This is a genomic window from Paracidovorax avenae ATCC 19860, from assembly GCF_000176855.2.
GTDB classification, from domain to species: Bacteria; Pseudomonadota; Gammaproteobacteria; order Burkholderiales; family Burkholderiaceae_C; genus Paracidovorax; species Paracidovorax avenae.
In genome coordinates this window covers 655,460-672,241 of sequence record NC_015138.1, presented here as the reverse complement: position 1 = coordinate 672,241, position 16,782 = coordinate 655,460, and the positions used below count along the sequence as shown (strand labels likewise).

Annotated in this window: 13 protein-coding genes; 6 read left to right on the top strand and 7 right to left on the bottom strand. The window is 69.5% G+C overall.

Annotation, left to right across the window (positions count from 1 at the left end):
* Positions 1–9: 9 nt before the first annotated feature.
* Together ACAV_RS03060 and ACAV_RS03055 are read right to left on the bottom strand one after the other, a co-directional pair.
* Entirely contained in the window at positions 10–1,470 is a 1,461-nt protein-coding gene (locus ACAV_RS03060) for a NarK family nitrate/nitrite MFS transporter (RefSeq protein WP_013593110.1), read from the bottom strand.
* A 1-nt stretch (position 1,471) separates the two neighbouring features.
* Positions 1,472–2,782 (bottom strand): MFS transporter, encoded by a 1,311-nt coding sequence (locus tag ACAV_RS03055; RefSeq protein ID WP_013593109.1) that lies wholly within the window; start codon positions 2,780–2,782, stop codon positions 1,472–1,474.
* A 342-nt stretch (positions 2,783–3,124) separates the two neighbouring features.
* On the opposite strand from ACAV_RS03055, the gene ACAV_RS03050 reads away from it, so the two are divergent.
* Positions 3,125–4,693 (top strand): class I SAM-dependent methyltransferase, encoded by a 1,569-nt coding sequence (locus tag ACAV_RS03050; protein WP_013593108.1) that lies wholly within the window; start codon positions 3,125–3,127, stop codon positions 4,691–4,693.
* 9 nt (positions 4,694–4,702) lie between these two features.
* A complete protein-coding gene (locus tag ACAV_RS03045; protein WP_081463102.1) occupies positions 4,703–5,644 on the top strand; it encodes a XamI family restriction endonuclease in 942 nt (313 codons plus the stop codon).
* Positions 5,645–5,739: 95 nt separating this feature from the next.
* Here ACAV_RS03045 and ACAV_RS03040 read toward each other — a convergent pair whose 3' ends face one another.
* Positions 5,740–6,504 carry a LuxR C-terminal-related transcriptional regulator gene (locus ACAV_RS03040; protein WP_013593106.1) on the bottom strand — a complete coding sequence of 255 codons (765 nt, stop codon included), beginning with the start codon at positions 6,502–6,504 and terminating at the stop codon, positions 5,740–5,742.
* Positions 6,505–6,516: 12 nt separating this feature from the next.
* Positions 6,517–8,424, bottom strand: a complete 1,908-nt coding sequence (locus ACAV_RS03035; protein WP_041828537.1) for a type IV pili methyl-accepting chemotaxis transducer N-terminal domain-containing protein — start codon at positions 8,422–8,424, stop codon at positions 6,517–6,519.
* Between the two features lie 97 nt (positions 8,425–8,521).
* On the opposite strand from ACAV_RS03035, the gene ACAV_RS03030 reads away from it, so the two are divergent.
* The gene (locus ACAV_RS03030) at positions 8,522–9,346 is read left to right on the top strand and encodes a ChaN family lipoprotein (protein WP_013593104.1); all 825 of its coding nucleotides are present in this window, start codon (positions 8,522–8,524) and stop codon (positions 9,344–9,346) included.
* A 36-nt stretch (positions 9,347–9,382) separates the two neighbouring features.
* On the opposite strand, the gene ACAV_RS03025 is transcribed toward ACAV_RS03030, so the two are convergent.
* The 3 genes from ACAV_RS03025 to ACAV_RS03015 form a co-directional block, all read right to left on the bottom strand.
* Positions 9,383–10,099, bottom strand: coding sequence for an MgtC/SapB family protein (locus tag ACAV_RS03025; RefSeq protein WP_013593103.1), 717 nt, complete (start codon positions 10,097–10,099; stop codon positions 9,383–9,385).
* 109 nt (positions 10,100–10,208) lie between these two features.
* The gene (locus ACAV_RS23770; RefSeq protein WP_013593102.1) at positions 10,209–10,580 is read right to left on the bottom strand and encodes a hypothetical protein; all 372 of its coding nucleotides are present in this window, start codon (positions 10,578–10,580) and stop codon (positions 10,209–10,211) included.
* A 295-nt stretch (positions 10,581–10,875) separates the two neighbouring features.
* Positions 10,876–12,849, bottom strand: coding sequence for a putative bifunctional diguanylate cyclase/phosphodiesterase (locus ACAV_RS03015; protein WP_013593100.1), 1,974 nt, complete (start codon positions 12,847–12,849; stop codon positions 10,876–10,878).
* A gap of 51 nt (positions 12,850–12,900) precedes the next feature.
* On the opposite strand from ACAV_RS03015, the gene purU reads away from it, so the two are divergent.
* From purU to ACAV_RS03000, 3 genes are read left to right on the top strand one after another with little or no spacing between them, the layout of a single operon-like run.
* Positions 12,901–13,749, top strand: a complete 849-nt coding sequence (purU, locus tag ACAV_RS03010) for a formyltetrahydrofolate deformylase (protein WP_013593099.1) — start codon at positions 12,901–12,903, stop codon at positions 13,747–13,749.
* Positions 13,750–13,809: 60 nt separating this feature from the next.
* Positions 13,810–14,715 carry a LysR substrate-binding domain-containing protein gene (locus ACAV_RS03005; RefSeq protein WP_013593098.1) on the top strand — a complete coding sequence of 302 codons (906 nt, stop codon included), beginning with the start codon at positions 13,810–13,812 and terminating at the stop codon, positions 14,713–14,715.
* Positions 14,716–14,755: 40 nt separating this feature from the next.
* Positions 14,756–16,753: a UvrD-helicase domain-containing protein gene (locus ACAV_RS03000; protein WP_013593097.1), complete on the top strand. Its 1,998-nt coding sequence runs from the start codon at positions 14,756–14,758 to the stop codon at positions 16,751–16,753.
* The last annotated feature ends 29 nt before the right edge of the window (positions 16,754–16,782 follow it).

Below are 16,782 nucleotides of genomic sequence, written 5' to 3'. Positions count from 1 at the left end.
TCGTCGGGGTCAGCAGGGCATCTCTGCATGGCGGCGCGCGTAGTACCACCACGTGATGCCGATGCACAGCGCGTAGAACGCGGCGAACGTCCAGAGCGCCAGCTCCGGCCCGCCCGTCGCGGCGATCGAGCTGCCATAGCTCTTGGGGATGAAGAAGCCGCCGTAGGCACCCAGCGCGCCAGCGAAGCCCAGGGCCGCGGCGCCTTCGGTATTGCCCTCGCGGGTGGCCTGGGCGCGGGCCTCGGCGCTGCCCGTGCGCACGTCGGCGAGGCGCAGGTTCAGGAAGATCACGGGGATCATCCGGAAGGTCGATCCGTTGCCGATGCCGGTGGTGAGGAACAGCACCATGAACATCGCGAAGAAGCCCGCGAAGCTGCCCCCGGCCGGCCCGAAGGCGAGCGCATAGCCGCCCATTCCCTTGGGCAGGAAGGCCAGCACGCCCAGCACGGCCAGCGCCATCACCGCGAAGTTCCACAGCGTGACGCGCGCACCGCCCAGCTTGTCCGCCAGCCACCCACCCACGGGCCGGATCAGCGCGCCCACCAGCGGCCCCAGCCATGCGTAGGCGAGCGGGTTCACGTCGGGGAACTGGCTCTTGATGAGCAGCGGAAATCCCGCGGAGAACCCGATGAACGAACCGAAGGTGCCGAGGTACAGCACGCACATGATCCAGTTGTGCTTGCGGCGGAAGATGGCGGCCTGCGCCGCGAACGAAGCCCGCGCGTCGGCGATGTCATTCATGCCGAACCACGCGGCCAGCGACGCGAGCGCGATCCAGGGCACCCAGACGAAGGCCGCGTTCTGCGCCCACACCTGCTGCGCCTGGCCGTTCTTCACCATGGTCTGCGCATCGCCGCCCAGAACGCCGAAGACACCGGCCGTGATGACGAGCGGGCTCAGGAACTGCACCACCGACACGCCCAGGTTGCCCAGCCCCGCGTTCACGCCCAGCGCCGAGCCCTTGCGCTCCTTCGGGAAGAAGAAGCTGATGTTGGCCATGCTGGAGCTGAAGTTGCCACCGCCCAGGCCGCACAGCAGCGCGAGCGCGAGCATCGTCGGGTAGCCGGTGGTGTTGTCCTGCACCGCGTAGCCGATGCCCAGCGCGGGCAGCAGCAGCGAGGCTGTGGACAGGGCCGTCCAGCGCCGCCCTCCGAAGATCGGCACCATGAACGAATAGAAGATGCGCAGCGTGGCGCCCGAGAGCGCAGGTGCCGCCGCCAGCCAGAAGAGCTGGTTGGTGGAATAGCGGAATCCCAGCGCGGGCAGGCTCACGGCAACCACGCTCCAGACCTGCCAGATGGCGAAGGACAGGAACAGCGCGGGCACCGAGATCCAGAGGTTCAGGCGAGCGATGGCTTCGCCCTCGCGCTCCCAGAACTCCTTGTCCTCCGGGGTCCAGAGGGTCAGCACGCGCCCGGCCCGGGCACCGCCGCGGGAGGGAGATGAAGAGGGGGAAGGGGTGGCAGGCATGTCACGGTCTCCTTGCATCGGGCATTCCATGGTCCGCCGCGCTGCGGCCGGCGTCCATGACATCGGTATGCCGCACCTCGGTGAAATACATCCAGGCCAGCGACACCCAGACCACGCCGTACATCAGCATGAAGGCGCTGGAGCGCACGCCCGTCCAGTCCAGCAGCACGCCGAACAGGATGGGCAGCACGAAACCGCCCAGGCCGCCGGCCAGGCCCACGATGCCGCTGATGGCGCCGATGTTGGCCGGATAGTCGTCGCTGATGTACTTGAAGACGCTCGCCTTGCCGAAGGCCATGGCGATGCCCAGCACGAACATGAGCCCGGTGAACGCATACACGTTCAGGCCGATGTGGAAGCTGCGCGGGCCGTCCGTGGCGAGCACCGTGAAATCGGTCTGCGGGTACGACAGCAGGAACAGGCACACCCAGCAGACCCACAGCACCCACCAGGTGACGCCGTGGGCGCCGTACTTGTCGCTGAGCGCCCCGCCGATGGCGCGCAGCACGCCGCCGGGCAGCGAGAAGCAGGCGGCCAGCAGCGCGGCGACGCGGATGTCCAGGCCGTATTCGCCCACGTAGTACTGCACCATCCAGAGCGACAGCGCCACATAGCCACCGAACACGATGCTGTAGTACTGGCAGTACTTGAGCACGCGCGGGTCCTTCAGCGCCTGCAGCTGGTCCAGGAAGGTGACGTGGCTGGGCACGCGGTGCGCCGGATCACTGTGGCTGAACAGCCAGAACAGCACCAGCGTGCCGAGCATGATGGCCGCATACGCATGCGGCACGGCCGCCCAGCCGAAGGCCACCAGGATGGCCGGCGCCACGAACTTGTTCACCGCCGCGCCGGAATTGCCCGCGCCGTAGATGCCCATGGCCGTGCCCTGGCGCTCCTTCGGGAACCAGCGCGCCACGTAGGGCGTGCCCACCGAAAACGAGCCCCCGGCCAGCCCGACGAACAGGCCGATCGCGAGGAAGTGCCAGTACTGCGTGGCATACCCCATGATCCAGATGGCCGGCACCGTCACGGCCATCAGGCAGGCCATCACGATGCGGCCGCCGTAGCGGTCCGTCCAGATGCCGAGCGGCACGCGCACGAGCGAGCCCGTGAGCACCGGCATGGCCGTGAGCAGGCCGAACTCGGTGGCATTCAGGCCCAGCATCTTCTTGATCGGGATGCCGATAACGCCGAACATCATCCACACCATGAAGCACACGGTGAAGGCGAGCGTGCTCACGGCGAGCACGGACCAGGCCTGGCGGGTGCGGCGCGGGGTTCCGTCCGGGGTTGCGGACGCGGTGTCAGCCATCTTGTTTTCCTCGTGGGAGCGATGGCATGGATGATTGCGCTCGCGGAGCGCGCTGCATATCCGCCGGTGGTACGGCCGGGGCGAGGCAGAAGAACTAGGCGCGGGCCCGCGGTGTAGTTAGAAAGAACTAGGTTTGGGCCACCGCCTCCGCGACCGGCTTGCCAACACCATCACGGGCATGAGGAGGGACTTTGCATCAAGGGTCAGCGGACAGAGAAAAGCTGCTTGCTGACAAGGCCTCGTTTGCAGCGAGTGCTGTAATAAACTACAGGTGTAATCGTTTCAAAACAACTAATCCTTGTGACTACACCTGAACAGCACCTCGCCTGCCGGCTCGACACAATGTCAGCCGTCATGGGCGTCGTCGCTGCGCTTGTGCCTAAAAAAGGGGTGACTGCCCTTGAGCGAACGGTCCTTGAAGACTTCAAGCCAGCTAGGGAAAAAACGCTTTTGGCTGCTGTGGTTGCAGCCGTGCAGGCCGGTGAGGATCCTCTGGGAAACGCTTACTGCGCCCTCAACAGCCCTGAGGCTCGCCGCGGTCGGGGACAAACCTTCACGCCGGACTCCGTCGTCGAAGGGATGCTCACTTGGGTTCGCAGACAAAGGAAGTCCATAGTAAGGCTGGTTGACCCCGGAGCGGGATCCGGACGCTTCACGCTCGCTGCTTTGCGGATGTACCCGAAGGCAGAGGCGGTCGCAGCCGAGATGGACCCGACCGTGGCGCTCATCCTTCGAGCCAACTTGGTGGCTATGGGGTTCGCTGATCGCACGGAGGTGCGTGTGGGCGACTTCCGGGATCTCAAACTCCCGGCGGTGAAAGGCACCACCCTTTTCATCGGTAATCCTCCGTACGTGCGGCACCATGACATAGATGCTGCTTGGAAGGAGTGGTACTCCAGGACGCTCCGGCGCTTCGGGCACGATGGCAGCAAACTCGCAGGCCTTCACCTTCACTTCTTCCTGAAGACTCTCGAGCTTGGCAACCCGGGAGATCTCGGGTGTTACGTGACTGCGGCTGAGTGGCTCGACGTGAAGTACGGCCAGGCGCTACGCCAGCTACTCACCAACGGTCTGGGGGGCATGGACGTTTTCGTTGTTGATCCAGAGGTTCAGATTTTCGGTGATGCACTGGTTTCAGCCGCCATCACCGGGTTCTCACATGGCTCCGCCCGCACGGAACTCCGTTTCGCCGAAGTAGGTAGCAAAGCCCAACTGCGCAAGCTCACCGCGGGAAATCCCGTCGCAGTGGCTGCGGCGAAGGCTGAGCCTAAATGGTCCTTCCTGGTCAAAGGTGGCCGTGCAGCCAAGCCTAAGGGCTTTGTAGAGCTGGGCGAGATGTTCAAGGTGTCCCGAGGCCAGGTGACCGGGCTGAACCGTGTATGGATCGCGAACCCGGGCGCCCCAGACCTGCCGAGCCGGTTCCTGGTGCCCGCTATCACTGACTCCACTGACATCACAGGCGCCGCGCGTGGTGTCATCGATAACAGCAAGGAACTACGGCGCCTGGTGTGCCTGCCTCGCGACCTTCAGGAGCTACCGCGGGCGGAGCGTGACGCGGTGGACCGATTCCTGGATTGGGCTCGCCGGCAAGGCGCTCACGAGACTTACATCGCCCGACACCGCAATCCCTGGTGGTCTGTGAGCACCAAGGAGCCTGCGCCTATCGTTATGACTTATATGGGTCGGCGCCCACCTGCGTTTGCTCTGAACAAAGCGAATGCCCAGCTCATCAACATAGCCCACGGGCTCTACCCGAGACGGGACCTTGATGAATCGCACTTTGGTCGGCTGGTCGCGTGGCTCAACGAGAACGTTCAACAAGCTGATGGGCGCGTGTACGCCGGTGGCCTGACTAAATTTGAGCCCTCGGAAGCAATGCGTATTCTTGTCCCGGGGGAACTGGCCCTCTGACAGGAATCTATGCGAGCTACTGACGATCAGGCAATGCCATCGGTATGGACCACCGAGCAAATCAAAGAAGACGCAACCGTCGCCCGAGCTGAGTTCCGCAGCCGTCGACTCGACGAGCCTTTGAGGGAGTACCTTGAAAAGTTTCCTGCAGCCAAAGCAGCCGCCGACGTCGTCGTCAGCCAGATAAGCCTGCTGCTGACCCCGCCGGTCAACAAAGAGTTCGCAGCCGAAATCGTCGGCGACAAGCATCAGTTCGCAGCATTGCGCAGTTTGGCGGCGGTACCCATTTCCGAAGACGACTTGGACACGCTTTTGGATGCTTCCTTGAATCGGACAGCGCTGAAGAAAAGCCAGGAACTTGCTGACAAGCTCGGGCAGATCCTGTCATCCAGCCTCGACCCGAAGCGCTTCCTCTGGGTGAAAGCAGGAAGGACGGCCACTCCAGAAGAGTTGGAAAGCGCACAACTGGCAACAGCGCTCATCACTGCTGTGAGCGCGGTGCAGGCCGGCCGCCGGGGCGAAGAGAGCAAGGCGCTCGAGGGTAAGGTCGCAGAGATTCTCGACGCCGCAGGCTACACGCGGGTGCCGAAGCGGTCCACCGGTATCAAGCTCATCTCGCATTTCCCCGAGGCTGGCACGTACATGCGGCAGACAGTGCTGGGCGGTCACAATGCAGACTACGTGGTCCGACTGTTCGACGGTCGTCTACTCGCCCTGGAGTGCAAGGCGTCGAACAGCGCGGTCAACGGATTCAAGCGCCTCAACAAGGAGGTTGTGGTGGACGCTGGCGACTGGCACCGCGAGTTCGGGCATTCGAGCGTAGTGGCTGCGGCGGCCATCCGAGGCGTCTTCAAGGCAGACAACGTCGCCACTGCCCAGTCGAAGAACGTGTTCGTGTTCTGGTGGCACAAAATGGACGCCTTGACTGACTTTCTGGCTGCTGCCAGGTAAGCCCAGGTGAACGCGTTGCGTAAGCGGTCACCTCCGGCCGGCAGCATCCGGTCTTGAGAAAGGCTGGCAGCCGCCGGCATCGAGCCGTCACCCGCCTACTCGCGCTGGCGCTCCGACGCATAAACCGCCGCCTGCACGCGCGAACTCAGTCCCAGCTTGCGCAGGATGTGCTGCACATGGATCTTCACCGTGGTCTCCGCGATGTCGAGCGCACGGGCGATTTCCTTGTTGCTCGCGCCGCGCGCGATCTCCCGCAACACATCCTCCTCGCGCGGCGACAACGGGGATGCGCCGCCCGGGGTCGCGGCCTCCGGTTCGCACGCGATGGCGGCGGTTTCTGCATCGGCGTCCACCGCGCGCACAGGCGCCGCGGGCGGCCCGCCCTGCGCCTGGAAGGCCGCCACCAGCTTGCCCATCAGCTCCATGCTCACCACCGGCTCGCCCCGCGCAGCGCGGCCGATGGCATCGGCCAGCAGGTCGCCTTCGATGGTCTTGAGCAGGTAGCCCTGGGCCCCCTGGCGCAGCGCCTGGGCCAGATCCTCGCCATCCTCGCTCACCGTCAGCATCAGCACCCGTACGCCCGGCATGGCCTCGCGCAGGCCCCGGATGGCCTCGATGCCGCGCACTCCCGGCAGGTGGTTGTCCAGCAGCAAGACCTGCGGCGCGAGCGGTGGCGCCAGCCGCAGGGCCTCGCCGGCATCGCCGGCCTCCCCCACCACGCGCAGCGACGGGTACTGCGACAGCAGGGCGATCAGGCCACGCCGGAAGAGCGTATGGTCGTCCACCACGAACACCCGCAAGGGCGTGGCGTCCGGCGCCGGGGACGTGCTGCTGCGGGGCGGCAGGGGGGCGGATGCCATGGGAATTGGTTTTCAGGACGCCAGCGGCGCGAAATCGGAAATGGAAAAGCGCGCCGTCGCGGCGGCGGGCGCGTCCGGCGCCCCGGCTGCCGGCAGGTCGATGCGCACCCGCGTGCCGCGCCCCGGCGAAGACTCGATGCAGACCTGCGCGCCCACGCGCTCGGCCCGCTCGCGCATGATGCCCAGGCCCACGTGCACGGAGTCGGGCGGCACGGCGGCCGGATCGAAGCCACGGCCGTCATCCTCCACCTCGAAGCGCCAGTGCGGTTCGCGCTGCACGCGCAACTCCACGCGGCGTGCGCCCGAGTGCTTGCGCACGTTGGACAACGCCTCCTGCACCATGTGCAGCACCTGCACCTGCAGGTCGGGTGCGAGCGGCAGCCCGTGGCCGGCCATCGACAGCCCGTGCGCGATGCCGGTCTGGTGCCCGAACTTGGACAGCGTGGCGCGCAGCGCTCCCTCGATGTCCTCCTCGCTCGTGCGGGTGCGGAAATGCAGCAGCAGTTCGCGCACGTCGGCATAGCAGCCGCGCACGCCCACGTCCAGCTCGCCCATGCTGCGGTCGCGCGCCGCATCGTCGCCCCGGCCCACCGCGTCGCGCAGCAACTGCGTCTGGATCTTCAGGAAGGCCAGCGACTGCGCGATGGAGTCGTGCAGCTCCCGCGCGATGAAGGAGCGCTCCTGCGCCACGGCGGCCTCGCGATCGAGCGCGGTGGCACGCAGTCCCTCCATCGCCGTCGCGAGATGGCTGGCCATGGCCTCCAGCATTTCCTGCATGCCGGGCTCGATCTCGGTCGCCGAGCGGAAGAACAGGTCCACCTCGCCCAGCACGCGCTGCTGCGTGCGCACCGGCACCAGCACCAGGGTCTGGTAGCCGGCCTCGCCGCAGTGCGGCATGCCGGCCGGCGCACCGGGAAGAATCGGGATGACGCGCAGGCGCGCGGCACCCTCCGGCTGGCCGCAATGGCAGTTGCCGGTGGGCAGGCAGTGCTCGCCCTGCACCAGGCTTTCGGGGAGCCCGTCACCGGCCAGCAGCATGTAGCGCTCGTTGGCCTCGTCCGACCAGCGCATGGCGGCGGCGTCCGCCCGCGCGATCTCGCGCACCCGCTGCACGAAGCCGCGCGCCAGTGCGTCCAGGCTGCCGGCCTCGGACACCTGGGCGCTCACCTCGTAGAGCGCCGCCAGCCGCGCGTTGCGCTCTTCCAGGCGCGAGGTCTTCTCGGCCACCTTGCGCTCCAGGTCCTGGTGGGACGACTGCAGTGCGTGCGCCATCAGGTTGAAACCCGTGGCGAGCTGGCCGAACTCGTCCTGCGACTCCACCGGCAGCCGCGTGCGCAGGTCGCCCTGCCGCATGCGGGCCAGGGCCTGCTGCAGCCGCGCGACCGGCGCGAGCACCAGCCAGTGGCTCACGGCCATGAAGGCCACCGCCGCAGCGATCGCCACGGCAATCATCGCCAGCTGGAACAGGTGCAGCGCCGCCGTCCACCGCGCCATCTGGCGCTCGATCGCCTCCACGAAGCCGTCCACGCCCGCCACGAAGGCGTCCGCCCGGGCGACGTCCGGCGCGGCGCGGCCGTCGCGCAGCCGGCTCCAATCCTCGACGATGCGCGCGAAACGTGCCCGCGTGTCCTCGTTCCAGGGCACGAACAGGGGCCGGGCGGGGTCCCCCTGGCGCAGCAGATCCAGGCTGGCATCGAACCGGCCGGACAGCGGCGCCAGCGCCTCCGGCGCCTCGGCCCGCCCCGCCAGCGCCATGCGCATCATCGTCATGCGCAGGCGGCCCGCCTCGTTCACGGCCGCGGCGCCACCTTCGAGCTTCCAGGTGATCCACAGCGTGAAGGCGATGGACAGCAGGGCGACGGCAAGGAAGCCGCTGCCGATGGCGAGCAGCCGGGTGGTCAGGGTAAGGGGCCTGCGCATGGCCGGCAGTGTAGGAACGGGCATGGCCGCAGCCCTTGATGCAAGTCAAGCCACGAGCCTTCCGGGCCGCCCGCCGCGATGGGGTAAGGTGCCGGCCATGCACCTGCCCCTCCGCTTGCGGCGCTCCGCGGGGCGCGCCGCCTCCCTGGCCCTGCTGGCCCTGGCCGCTGCGTGCGCCAGCCCCTCCCCGCCCTCCCCGCCTGCCGGCGGCGTCTCCTGGCAGGCGCTGCTACCCACCGAGATCCTGCTCCTGGGCGAGCAGCACGACGCGCCCCACCACCAGCGGCTGGAACGCGAGGCCGTCGCCTCGCTGGCGGGCCGCGGGCAGCTGGCAGCGCTGGTGATGGAGATGGCCGAGGCCGGCCACGGCACGGCCGGCCTGCCGCGCGATGCCACCGAATCCGCCGTGCGCGCAGCGCTCGCCTGGAACGACGCGGCCTGGCCCTGGACGCACTACGGCCCGGTGGTGATGGAAGCCGTGCGTGCCGGCGTGCCGGTGCTCGGCGGCAACCTGCCGCGCGCGCGGATGCGCGAGGCCATGCAGGATGCAGCCTGGGATGCCCGCGTGCCGGCCCCTGTGCTGCGCCGGCAGGTCGAGGCGATGGAGGCCGGCCACTGCGGCCTGCTGCCCGCGTCGCAACTGCCCGGCATGGCCCGCATCCAGATCGCGCGCGACGACAGCCTCGCCCGGACGGCGGCCGGCGCGCGACGTCCGGGGCAGACGGTGCTGCTGGTCACGGGCGCGGGCCACGCCCGCCGCGACCTCGGGGTGCCGCTGCACTGGGACTCGGGCGTGCAGGCCCGCGTCGCGATCGCGCGCCCGGACTCCGCCACCGATCCGCTGCCCGGAGGCGCCGCCGACACGGTCCTGCCGACGCCACCTCTTCCGCCCACGGACCATTGCGCCGCGCTCCGGCGATAAGGTGATGAGGCGCCGGTCCACGGCCCTCCCGCGGGCCTATTCCTCCGACCCGGCGTTCCAGAACGCCTGCAGTACGCCCGGCAGTTCCTCGATCGCACGCATCACGGCATCCAGCTCATCGGCCTCCACGGCCGTGGCGTAGAGCGTCGCCTCGATCTCGGTCTCGGTGCGCCCGAAGGCATGCTGGCCCACGCCGCGCACCGGGTAGTTCGCCCCCTCCAGCAACTCCACCATGCGCTCGCGCACCTCGCCGTGGACGCCGCGCTCGCACAGCACATAGACGGTGTAGATGGCCTCGCTGGTGGCTTCCTGCACCGGGCGCCGGTTGATGCGGTTGGCCACGGGGCGCAGCAGCGTGTTGCTCGCCAGCACGAACAGCGCGGCCAGTACCGCCTCGGCCACGAGGTGCGAGCCTGCGCAGGCGCCCACGGCCGCGGAGCCCCAGAGCGTCGCCGCCGTATTGAGTCCGGTGATGTTGGCGCCCTCCTTCATGATCGCTCCCGCCCCCAGGAAGCCCACGCCCGACACCACATAGGCGATCACGCGCACCGCGCCGGACGGCCCCTCGAGCCGGTCGGCCAGCACCACGAAGGCCGCGGCCCCGACGGCCACGAGCGTATTGGTGCGCAGCCCCGCCGTCCGCTGGCGGATCTGCCGCTCCAGCCCGATCGCCGCGCCCAGCCCGAAGGCGGTGAGCAGGCTGACCAGGGTATCGAGGAAGGGGAACAGGTGGAAATGGCGGAGGAATTGCATGGTGGGGTCCGGGTGCGGTGGCCTGCCGGGCAGGGGGAGCGAAAGAAGGCCGGGAACGGGCCGGGAACGGGCTGGGAACGGGCTGGCGAAGGGCAGCGGGGGCCGCGCTCTAGACCGGCGTGCCGGAACGCCGGCAGCGGCGTCCCCACCAGGCCCGGGCGCGGTGCCAGGCGCCTGCCGGAACGGACGGCCCGAAGGCGTCGAACGCCCTGCCGCCGATGCGCTCGGCCCGCTCGCGCGCAGACCGGCTCAGGCGCAGGAAGACCGCGCGGCGCTGGTCCTCTGGCAGCATGGACAGCGCATCGGCGATCACCGCGCCCGGCTCGCGGGACAGGCACGCCGCCACGGCGCCGCGTCCGTGGCTCTGCAGCAGGCCGCACAGCGCCTGCGGGCGGCGGCGGGCGAGCGCGTCGCGCAGCGCCAGGGCGACCAGCTCGTCCCTCTGGAAGGCACCAGGAAGAAAAGAACGGAAGAAGAACATGGGAAGGCTCCAGCCGCGCCATGCGCGCGGGGGAGCCTCCGTGCCGTCAGCGGCGGGGCGGACGGCAGGCGGCGTCCGGGCGCGCGCCGGATGCGGCAAGGGAAATGCGGGAGAAGGGGGCGGCCATCGGGCACACCGGGGGCATGGCAGGGGAGGGCCGTCTAGGGTAGGGGTCCATGGCGTTCTCTCCCGCGCTCGCGCGCTCCGGTGGATGGGCCCGCGCAGGGCGCGCGGGAAGAAGCCGGCAGGGGCCGGAAGGCAGCAGGCCGGGCGGCCCGCGGAAAAAGCGGGCGGATTATGGCTGGGCCGGCGAAGGCGCGTCAACTCCCGCGGCCTGCTGCGCCAGCAGCGCGGCGAACTCCGCAGCAGGCACCGGCCGGCGGCACAGGTAGCCCTGGTAGCGGTCGCAGCCCCGGCTTCGCAGGAACGCCAGCTGCTCCGGCGTTTCCACCCCTTCGGCCAGCACCGCCAGGCCCAGGCTGTGCCCCATCGCGATGATGGCCGCGCAGATCGCCATGTCGTCCGCGCTCTGCGGCAGGTCTCGGATGAACCCCTTGTCGATCTTCAGCACATCGATCGGGAAGCGCTTGAGGTGCGCCAGCGACGAGTAGCCCGTGCCGAAATCATCGATCGCCAGCCGCAACCCCAGGCCACGCAGCCGCAGCAGCACCTGCCGGGCCTCCTCGGGGCGCTCCGCCAGCGCACCCTCGGTGAGCTCCAGCTCCAGCAGCGTGGACGGCAGGCCGGAATCCGCCAGCGCCAGGGCCGCGCAGCCCGCCAGGTCGGTCAGGTGGAACTGTCGCGGGGAGACATTCACTGCCATCGTCACCCCGGGCAGCCCGGCCTCGCGCCAGCCCTGGGCCTGGCGGCAGGCCTCCTGCATCACCCATTCGCCCAGCGGGCCGATCATGCCCGTGCGCTCGGCCACCGGGATGAAGCGGTCGGGCGCGATGGTGCCCTCCACCGGATCGATCCAGCGCACCAGCGCCTCCGCGCCCACGATGCGCCCGGAGGCGATGTCCACCTGCGGCTGGTAGTGCAGTTGCAGGTGCCCCTGGGCCAGCGCCGAGCGCAGCCGCGCCTCCAGGGCGAGGCGCTCGCGCGCGGCCTGGGTGAGGCTCTCGTCGAAGAAATGCCATGCGCCCTGCCCGTGCTCGCGCGCGCCGTACACCGCCGCATGGGCGCCCTGCAGCAGCGCATCGGCGGTATCGCCATGGTCCGGGAACAGGCAGATACCCACGCTGGCCGAGGCCACCACCTCGAAGCCGTCGGGCGAGCGCCAGGGCTCGGCCAGCGCGGCCAGCAGGGCCCGGGCGGCAGCCACCGCGCCCGGCGCGCCCTCCACGCGGCGGGCGATCACGCCGATCTCGTCGCCCGCCAGCCGCCCCGCGAGGTCCCCCGGCCGCAGCGCATCCTGCACGCGCGCCGCGATGTGGCGCAGCACCTGGTCGCCCACCGCATGGCCGTAGCTGTCGTTCACGTCCTTGAACCGGTCCAGGTTGACCAGCAGCACCGCCAGGGGCTCGCCGCGGGCGCGCGCATCCGCCATCGCCTCTTCGAGCTGCTGCGCGAAGAACGTGCGGTTGGGCAGGCCCGTGAGCGGGTCGGTATGAGCCATCACTTCCAGCCGGCGCCGCTGCTCGTGCTCCTGGGAAATGTCGGTGAACAGGCACACGTAGTGCGTCACCTCGCCGCGCGCGTTGCGCACGCTGGAGAGCGACATGCGCTCCGGGAACACCTCGCCGTTCTTGCGGCGGTTCCAGATCTCGCCCTGCCAGTGCCCCGTGCGGCCCAGTTCTTCCCACATGGCCTCGTAGAACGCGCGGCCGTGGCGGCCCGACTTGAACAGCCGCGGCGTGCGGCCCAGCAGCTCCGCCTCGCCGTAGCCCATGAGCCGCGTGAAGGCCGCGTTCACCGACAGGATGCGGCTCTCGGCATCGGTCACCACCATGCCCTCGGCCGCGTTGTCCACCACCGTGGCCGCGAGCCGCTGGCGCTCGTCGGCCTGCAGGGCACCGCGGGCCAGCGCCGCGATCTCCCGGCCCCGCGCGCGCCAGCGCCGCAGCGCCCACACGCCGCAGCCCGCCGGCGCCAGCACGAAGGCCGCCTGCAGCGCTGCACGCAGCACGCTGCCGGCCGGCAAAAGCGCCTCCGCGCCGGCCACCCAGGCCAGCCCGGCGGCAGCGTACAGGAGCAGTGCGGCGGGTACCCACCAGCCTGCCATCCCCCCGGGAGCGTTGCGGGGGATGCCCCCCTCCTCCTCATGCATCAATTCCTTGCTCCGCGTTGCTGCGGGCCGTGCTGCGACAATCGCCCCGCTATGACCCAAGCCTATATTCTCACCCTCTCCTGCCCGGACAAGCTCGGGCTGGTGCATGCGGTCTCCGGATTCCTGCTCGAGCATGGCGGCAACATCGAGGAAGCCGCCCAGTACAACGACCACGCCACCGGCCTGTTCTTCATGCGCGTGCGCTTCGCCTGCGACACCCACGACCAGGCCGCGCTGCGCGCGCGCCTGGCCGAATTCGCCGAGCCGCACCGCATGCACTGGAGCCTGCACGCCGCCAGCGAGCCCATGAAGACCGCCATCATGGTCAGCCGCGAAGGCCACTGCCTCAACGACCTGCTGTTCCGCTGGAAATCCGGCCTGCTGCCGGTGCACATCTGCGCCATCATCAGCAACCACCGCGACTTCTACCAGCTGGCGGCCAGCTACAACGTCCCCTTCCACCACATCCCGGTCACGAAGGACAACAAGCCCCAGGCCGAGGCGCGCCAGTACGAGATCATCCAGCAGGAAGGCGCCGAACTGGTCGTGCTGGCCCGCTACATGCAGGTGCTGTCGGACGACCTCTGCCGCAAGCTGGAGGGCCGGGCCATCAACATCCACCACAGCTTCCTGCCCAGCTTCAAGGGCGCCAAGCCCTACTACCAGGCGCACGACCGCGGCGTGAAGCTCATCGGCGCCACCGCCCACTACGTGACCGCCGACCTGGACGAAGGCCCGATCATCGAGCAGGACGTGGCCCGCGCCGACCACACCGACACCGTGGAAGACCTGACGGCCCGCGGCCGCGACACCGAAAGCCAGGTGCTGGCCCGCGCCGTGAAGTGGCACACCGAGCACCGCGTGGTGCTCAATGGCCACAAGACGGTGATTTTCAAATAACGTGCAACATCCCCTGACTCGCTGCGCGGCAGGCGGAGCGTTGCGCCGGGAATCCATGTGATGGCTTCCGCAAGCCCCGCTTTGACCTCGTCCAGAGGCGCCGCCCAGCGCATCCCGCCCATCCAGTGCCTGCTGACCTTCGAGGCGCTGGCGCGGCTGCGCAGCGTGACGCAGACGGCCGACGAGCTGTGCGTGACGCCCAGCGCGGTGAGCCACCGCGTGCGCCAGCTGGAGCAGATCCTGGGCGCGCGGCTGTTCGGGCGTGCGGATTTCTCGCTCACCACCGAAGGCAGCGCCTACCTTGCGCACGTGCGCGAGGGCCTGGGCGCGCTGCAGCGCTTTCCGGGCACGGCGGCCGCGCCGGGCAAGCGGCGGCTCAAGATCGCCGTCACGCCCACCTTCGCCCGGGCCATCCTGATTCCGCGGCTGCGGCAGTTCACCGAGGCCTACCCGGAGATCGACCTTGCGCTGCACGTCTCCATCCCCCTGCTCGACGTGGTCGCGGAGGATGCGGACCTCGTGGTGCGCTTCGGCCCGGGGCACTACGCCGACATGGAGCATGTGGAACTGTCGCGCGACATCGTCACGCCCCTGGCCTCTCCCGGCTTCCTGCGCGAGCACGGTCCCTTCGAGCGCCCCGCGGACCTCGAAACCTCGCTCCTGCTGCGCAGCCCGCTGGAGCCGTGGCGCACCTGGTTCGCCGCCGCCGGGCTCGCCTGGGCGGAGCCCTCGGAAGGTTCGCAGTTCAACGACATCGGCCTGATGTGCGACGCCGCGTCGGCCGGCATGGGCGTGGCGCTGGTGCGCCTCAAGCTCGGCGCATCCTGGCTGGAGAACGGCACCCTCGTGCGGCTGTTCCCGCTCGATGCGCCCAGCCCCCATGCCCACTACCTCTGCTGGCGCACCGGCACCATGGACCGCTGGGAATGCGCCGCCTTCGCGGAATGGCTGAGGCGCGTGACCTGACACCCCCTTGAGGCCCTGCGGGCCTCCTGCATCGGACCCCATGGCCCAGCCTCCCTCCCCCGCCCCCCTCTTCCTCCAGCGCCGCCCGAACGACGAGCAGAAGGCCGTCCTCAACACCGCGGCGAAAACGGTGCTCATCAACGCGCTGGCGGGCACGGGCAAGACCACCACCCTGGCGACCAAGGCGGCGGACCTGGTCCAGATGCGCGGTGCGCGCCGGGTGCTCATGCTGGCCTACTCCGACGCAGGCCTCGCCGCCCTCCACGACCGGCTGGGCCGCTACATGCCGGCCGACGCGCGCGAGGTGCGGATCATGACGGTGGAGCAGCTCTGCGCCGGCCTGCTGCAGGCCCAGGGCCTGCCCGTGAACACCCTGGCCGAGCCACTGGAGCGCCAACTGCTGATCCGCCAGGCCCACGCCGCGCTGCTGCAGGAACTGCGGCATGAGGCACCGCCCGAGGCCGCAGACTTCCTGGCCCGCGAACTCGACGTGCAGGCCTTCACCGACTTCGAGGCCCTGGCCAAGCAGCGCCTGCTGCACCGCGACATCGCCCGCGAGGGCATTCATGCCGCCGCCTACTGCCGGGACCACGCGCTGGACTACGGGCTCTACCTGCTGCTGGGCCGGTACGAACGCCTGCGCCGGGGGCCGGACGACGAACCGCAGTTCTACGCCCCCGGCGACTGCACCTATGAAATCGCGCGGCAGCTCGGCGAGCTGGACTTCGGCGACCCCTGCCCCTGGCTGCAGGGCCGCTACGACGCGGTGCTGTTCGACGAACTGCAGGACCTGGACGAGGCCGCCATGCTGGTGCTGCGCCACCTCGTGGCCAGCGGCAACGGCGTGTTCGTGGGTGCGGGCGACTTCAACCAGCACATCCTGCCCGGCGCGTTCTCCGTCTTCGGCAACGGGCTGCAACGCATCCGGCAGGAACTGCCCGAGCCGCCCGAAGTGCTCACGCTCAACACCACCTACCGTTTCGGCAAGGCCATCTGCGAAGGCCTGAACCCGCTCTTCGGCGTGGAATTCGAGACGCACTACCCCACCAAGACCGCCCGCTTCGAGCGGCTCGCCTATGACAGCGACGAGGACTGCGCCCGGCAACTGCTGGCCATCCACCAGTTCGTGCAGCGCACCCCGCCCCCGGCCAGCGGCGCTGCGCCCTGCCTGACCGTGGTGCTGCGCTCGCCCGAGGACTCCGTGCTGCTGGAATGGCGCTTCGCCCACGAGGGCATCCATTACGCCTGCAAGGGCCTGAAACGTTTCTACCAGCGGCCCGAGATCGCCCTGGTGCTGGCCCTGTTCCGGGCGCTGCCGGGCTGCGGCGGCCAGGTGCGCCTCACGCAGGGCATCCTGAGCAGTGCGCTCGACGGCCTGATGCGCTACGTGCGGCGCGGCAGCCGGCCCGATGCCGACGTGCTCGCCAACGGCCTGTTCGACCTGCAGGCCCTGGCGCAGCACTCCACCGCCGAAGTGGACACCCGCGCCGTCGCTTCCGAACTCATCCACCAGCCGGACCGCATGCGCGACTTCCTGCTGCGTGCCAGCTTCGATCCCAACGCGCCCGTGGCCTCCGCCGCCTGCGAGGCCTGGCTCGCCCTGCCGGCCGAGGTGTGCGCGGACGCCGGCCGGCTCTGCAACCACCCGCTGCTGCGCCGTTTCTTCGCCGAAGCCCCCATCAGCCCCCAGGAACACCGGCAGTGCCTGGACAGCCTGCAGGCACTCTCGCGCATCTGCGCGGGCCTGTCCGTCGATGAATTCCTGGGGCAATTGGCACTCATGGTGGAGTCCGGCATCCGGCAGCATCGCCAGAACGAGGCCCCCAGCCTGCAGCTGCTGACGGTGGAGCGCTGCAAGGGGCACGAATACGAATACGTCGCCGTGCCGCTGGTCGAGCGCGGCCGCTTTCCCCGCGCCGCCGCGCTGAACGAGGCCTACCGGGAACGCAACATGCTCTACGTGGCCCTGACCCGCGCCAGCCGGCACCTCTGGCTGCTGGAAGGCAGCCGGCGCCCGGTCAGCCCCGGGCCGGTGTGACCGGTCCGGCCGGCCATCCGGCCGATTCA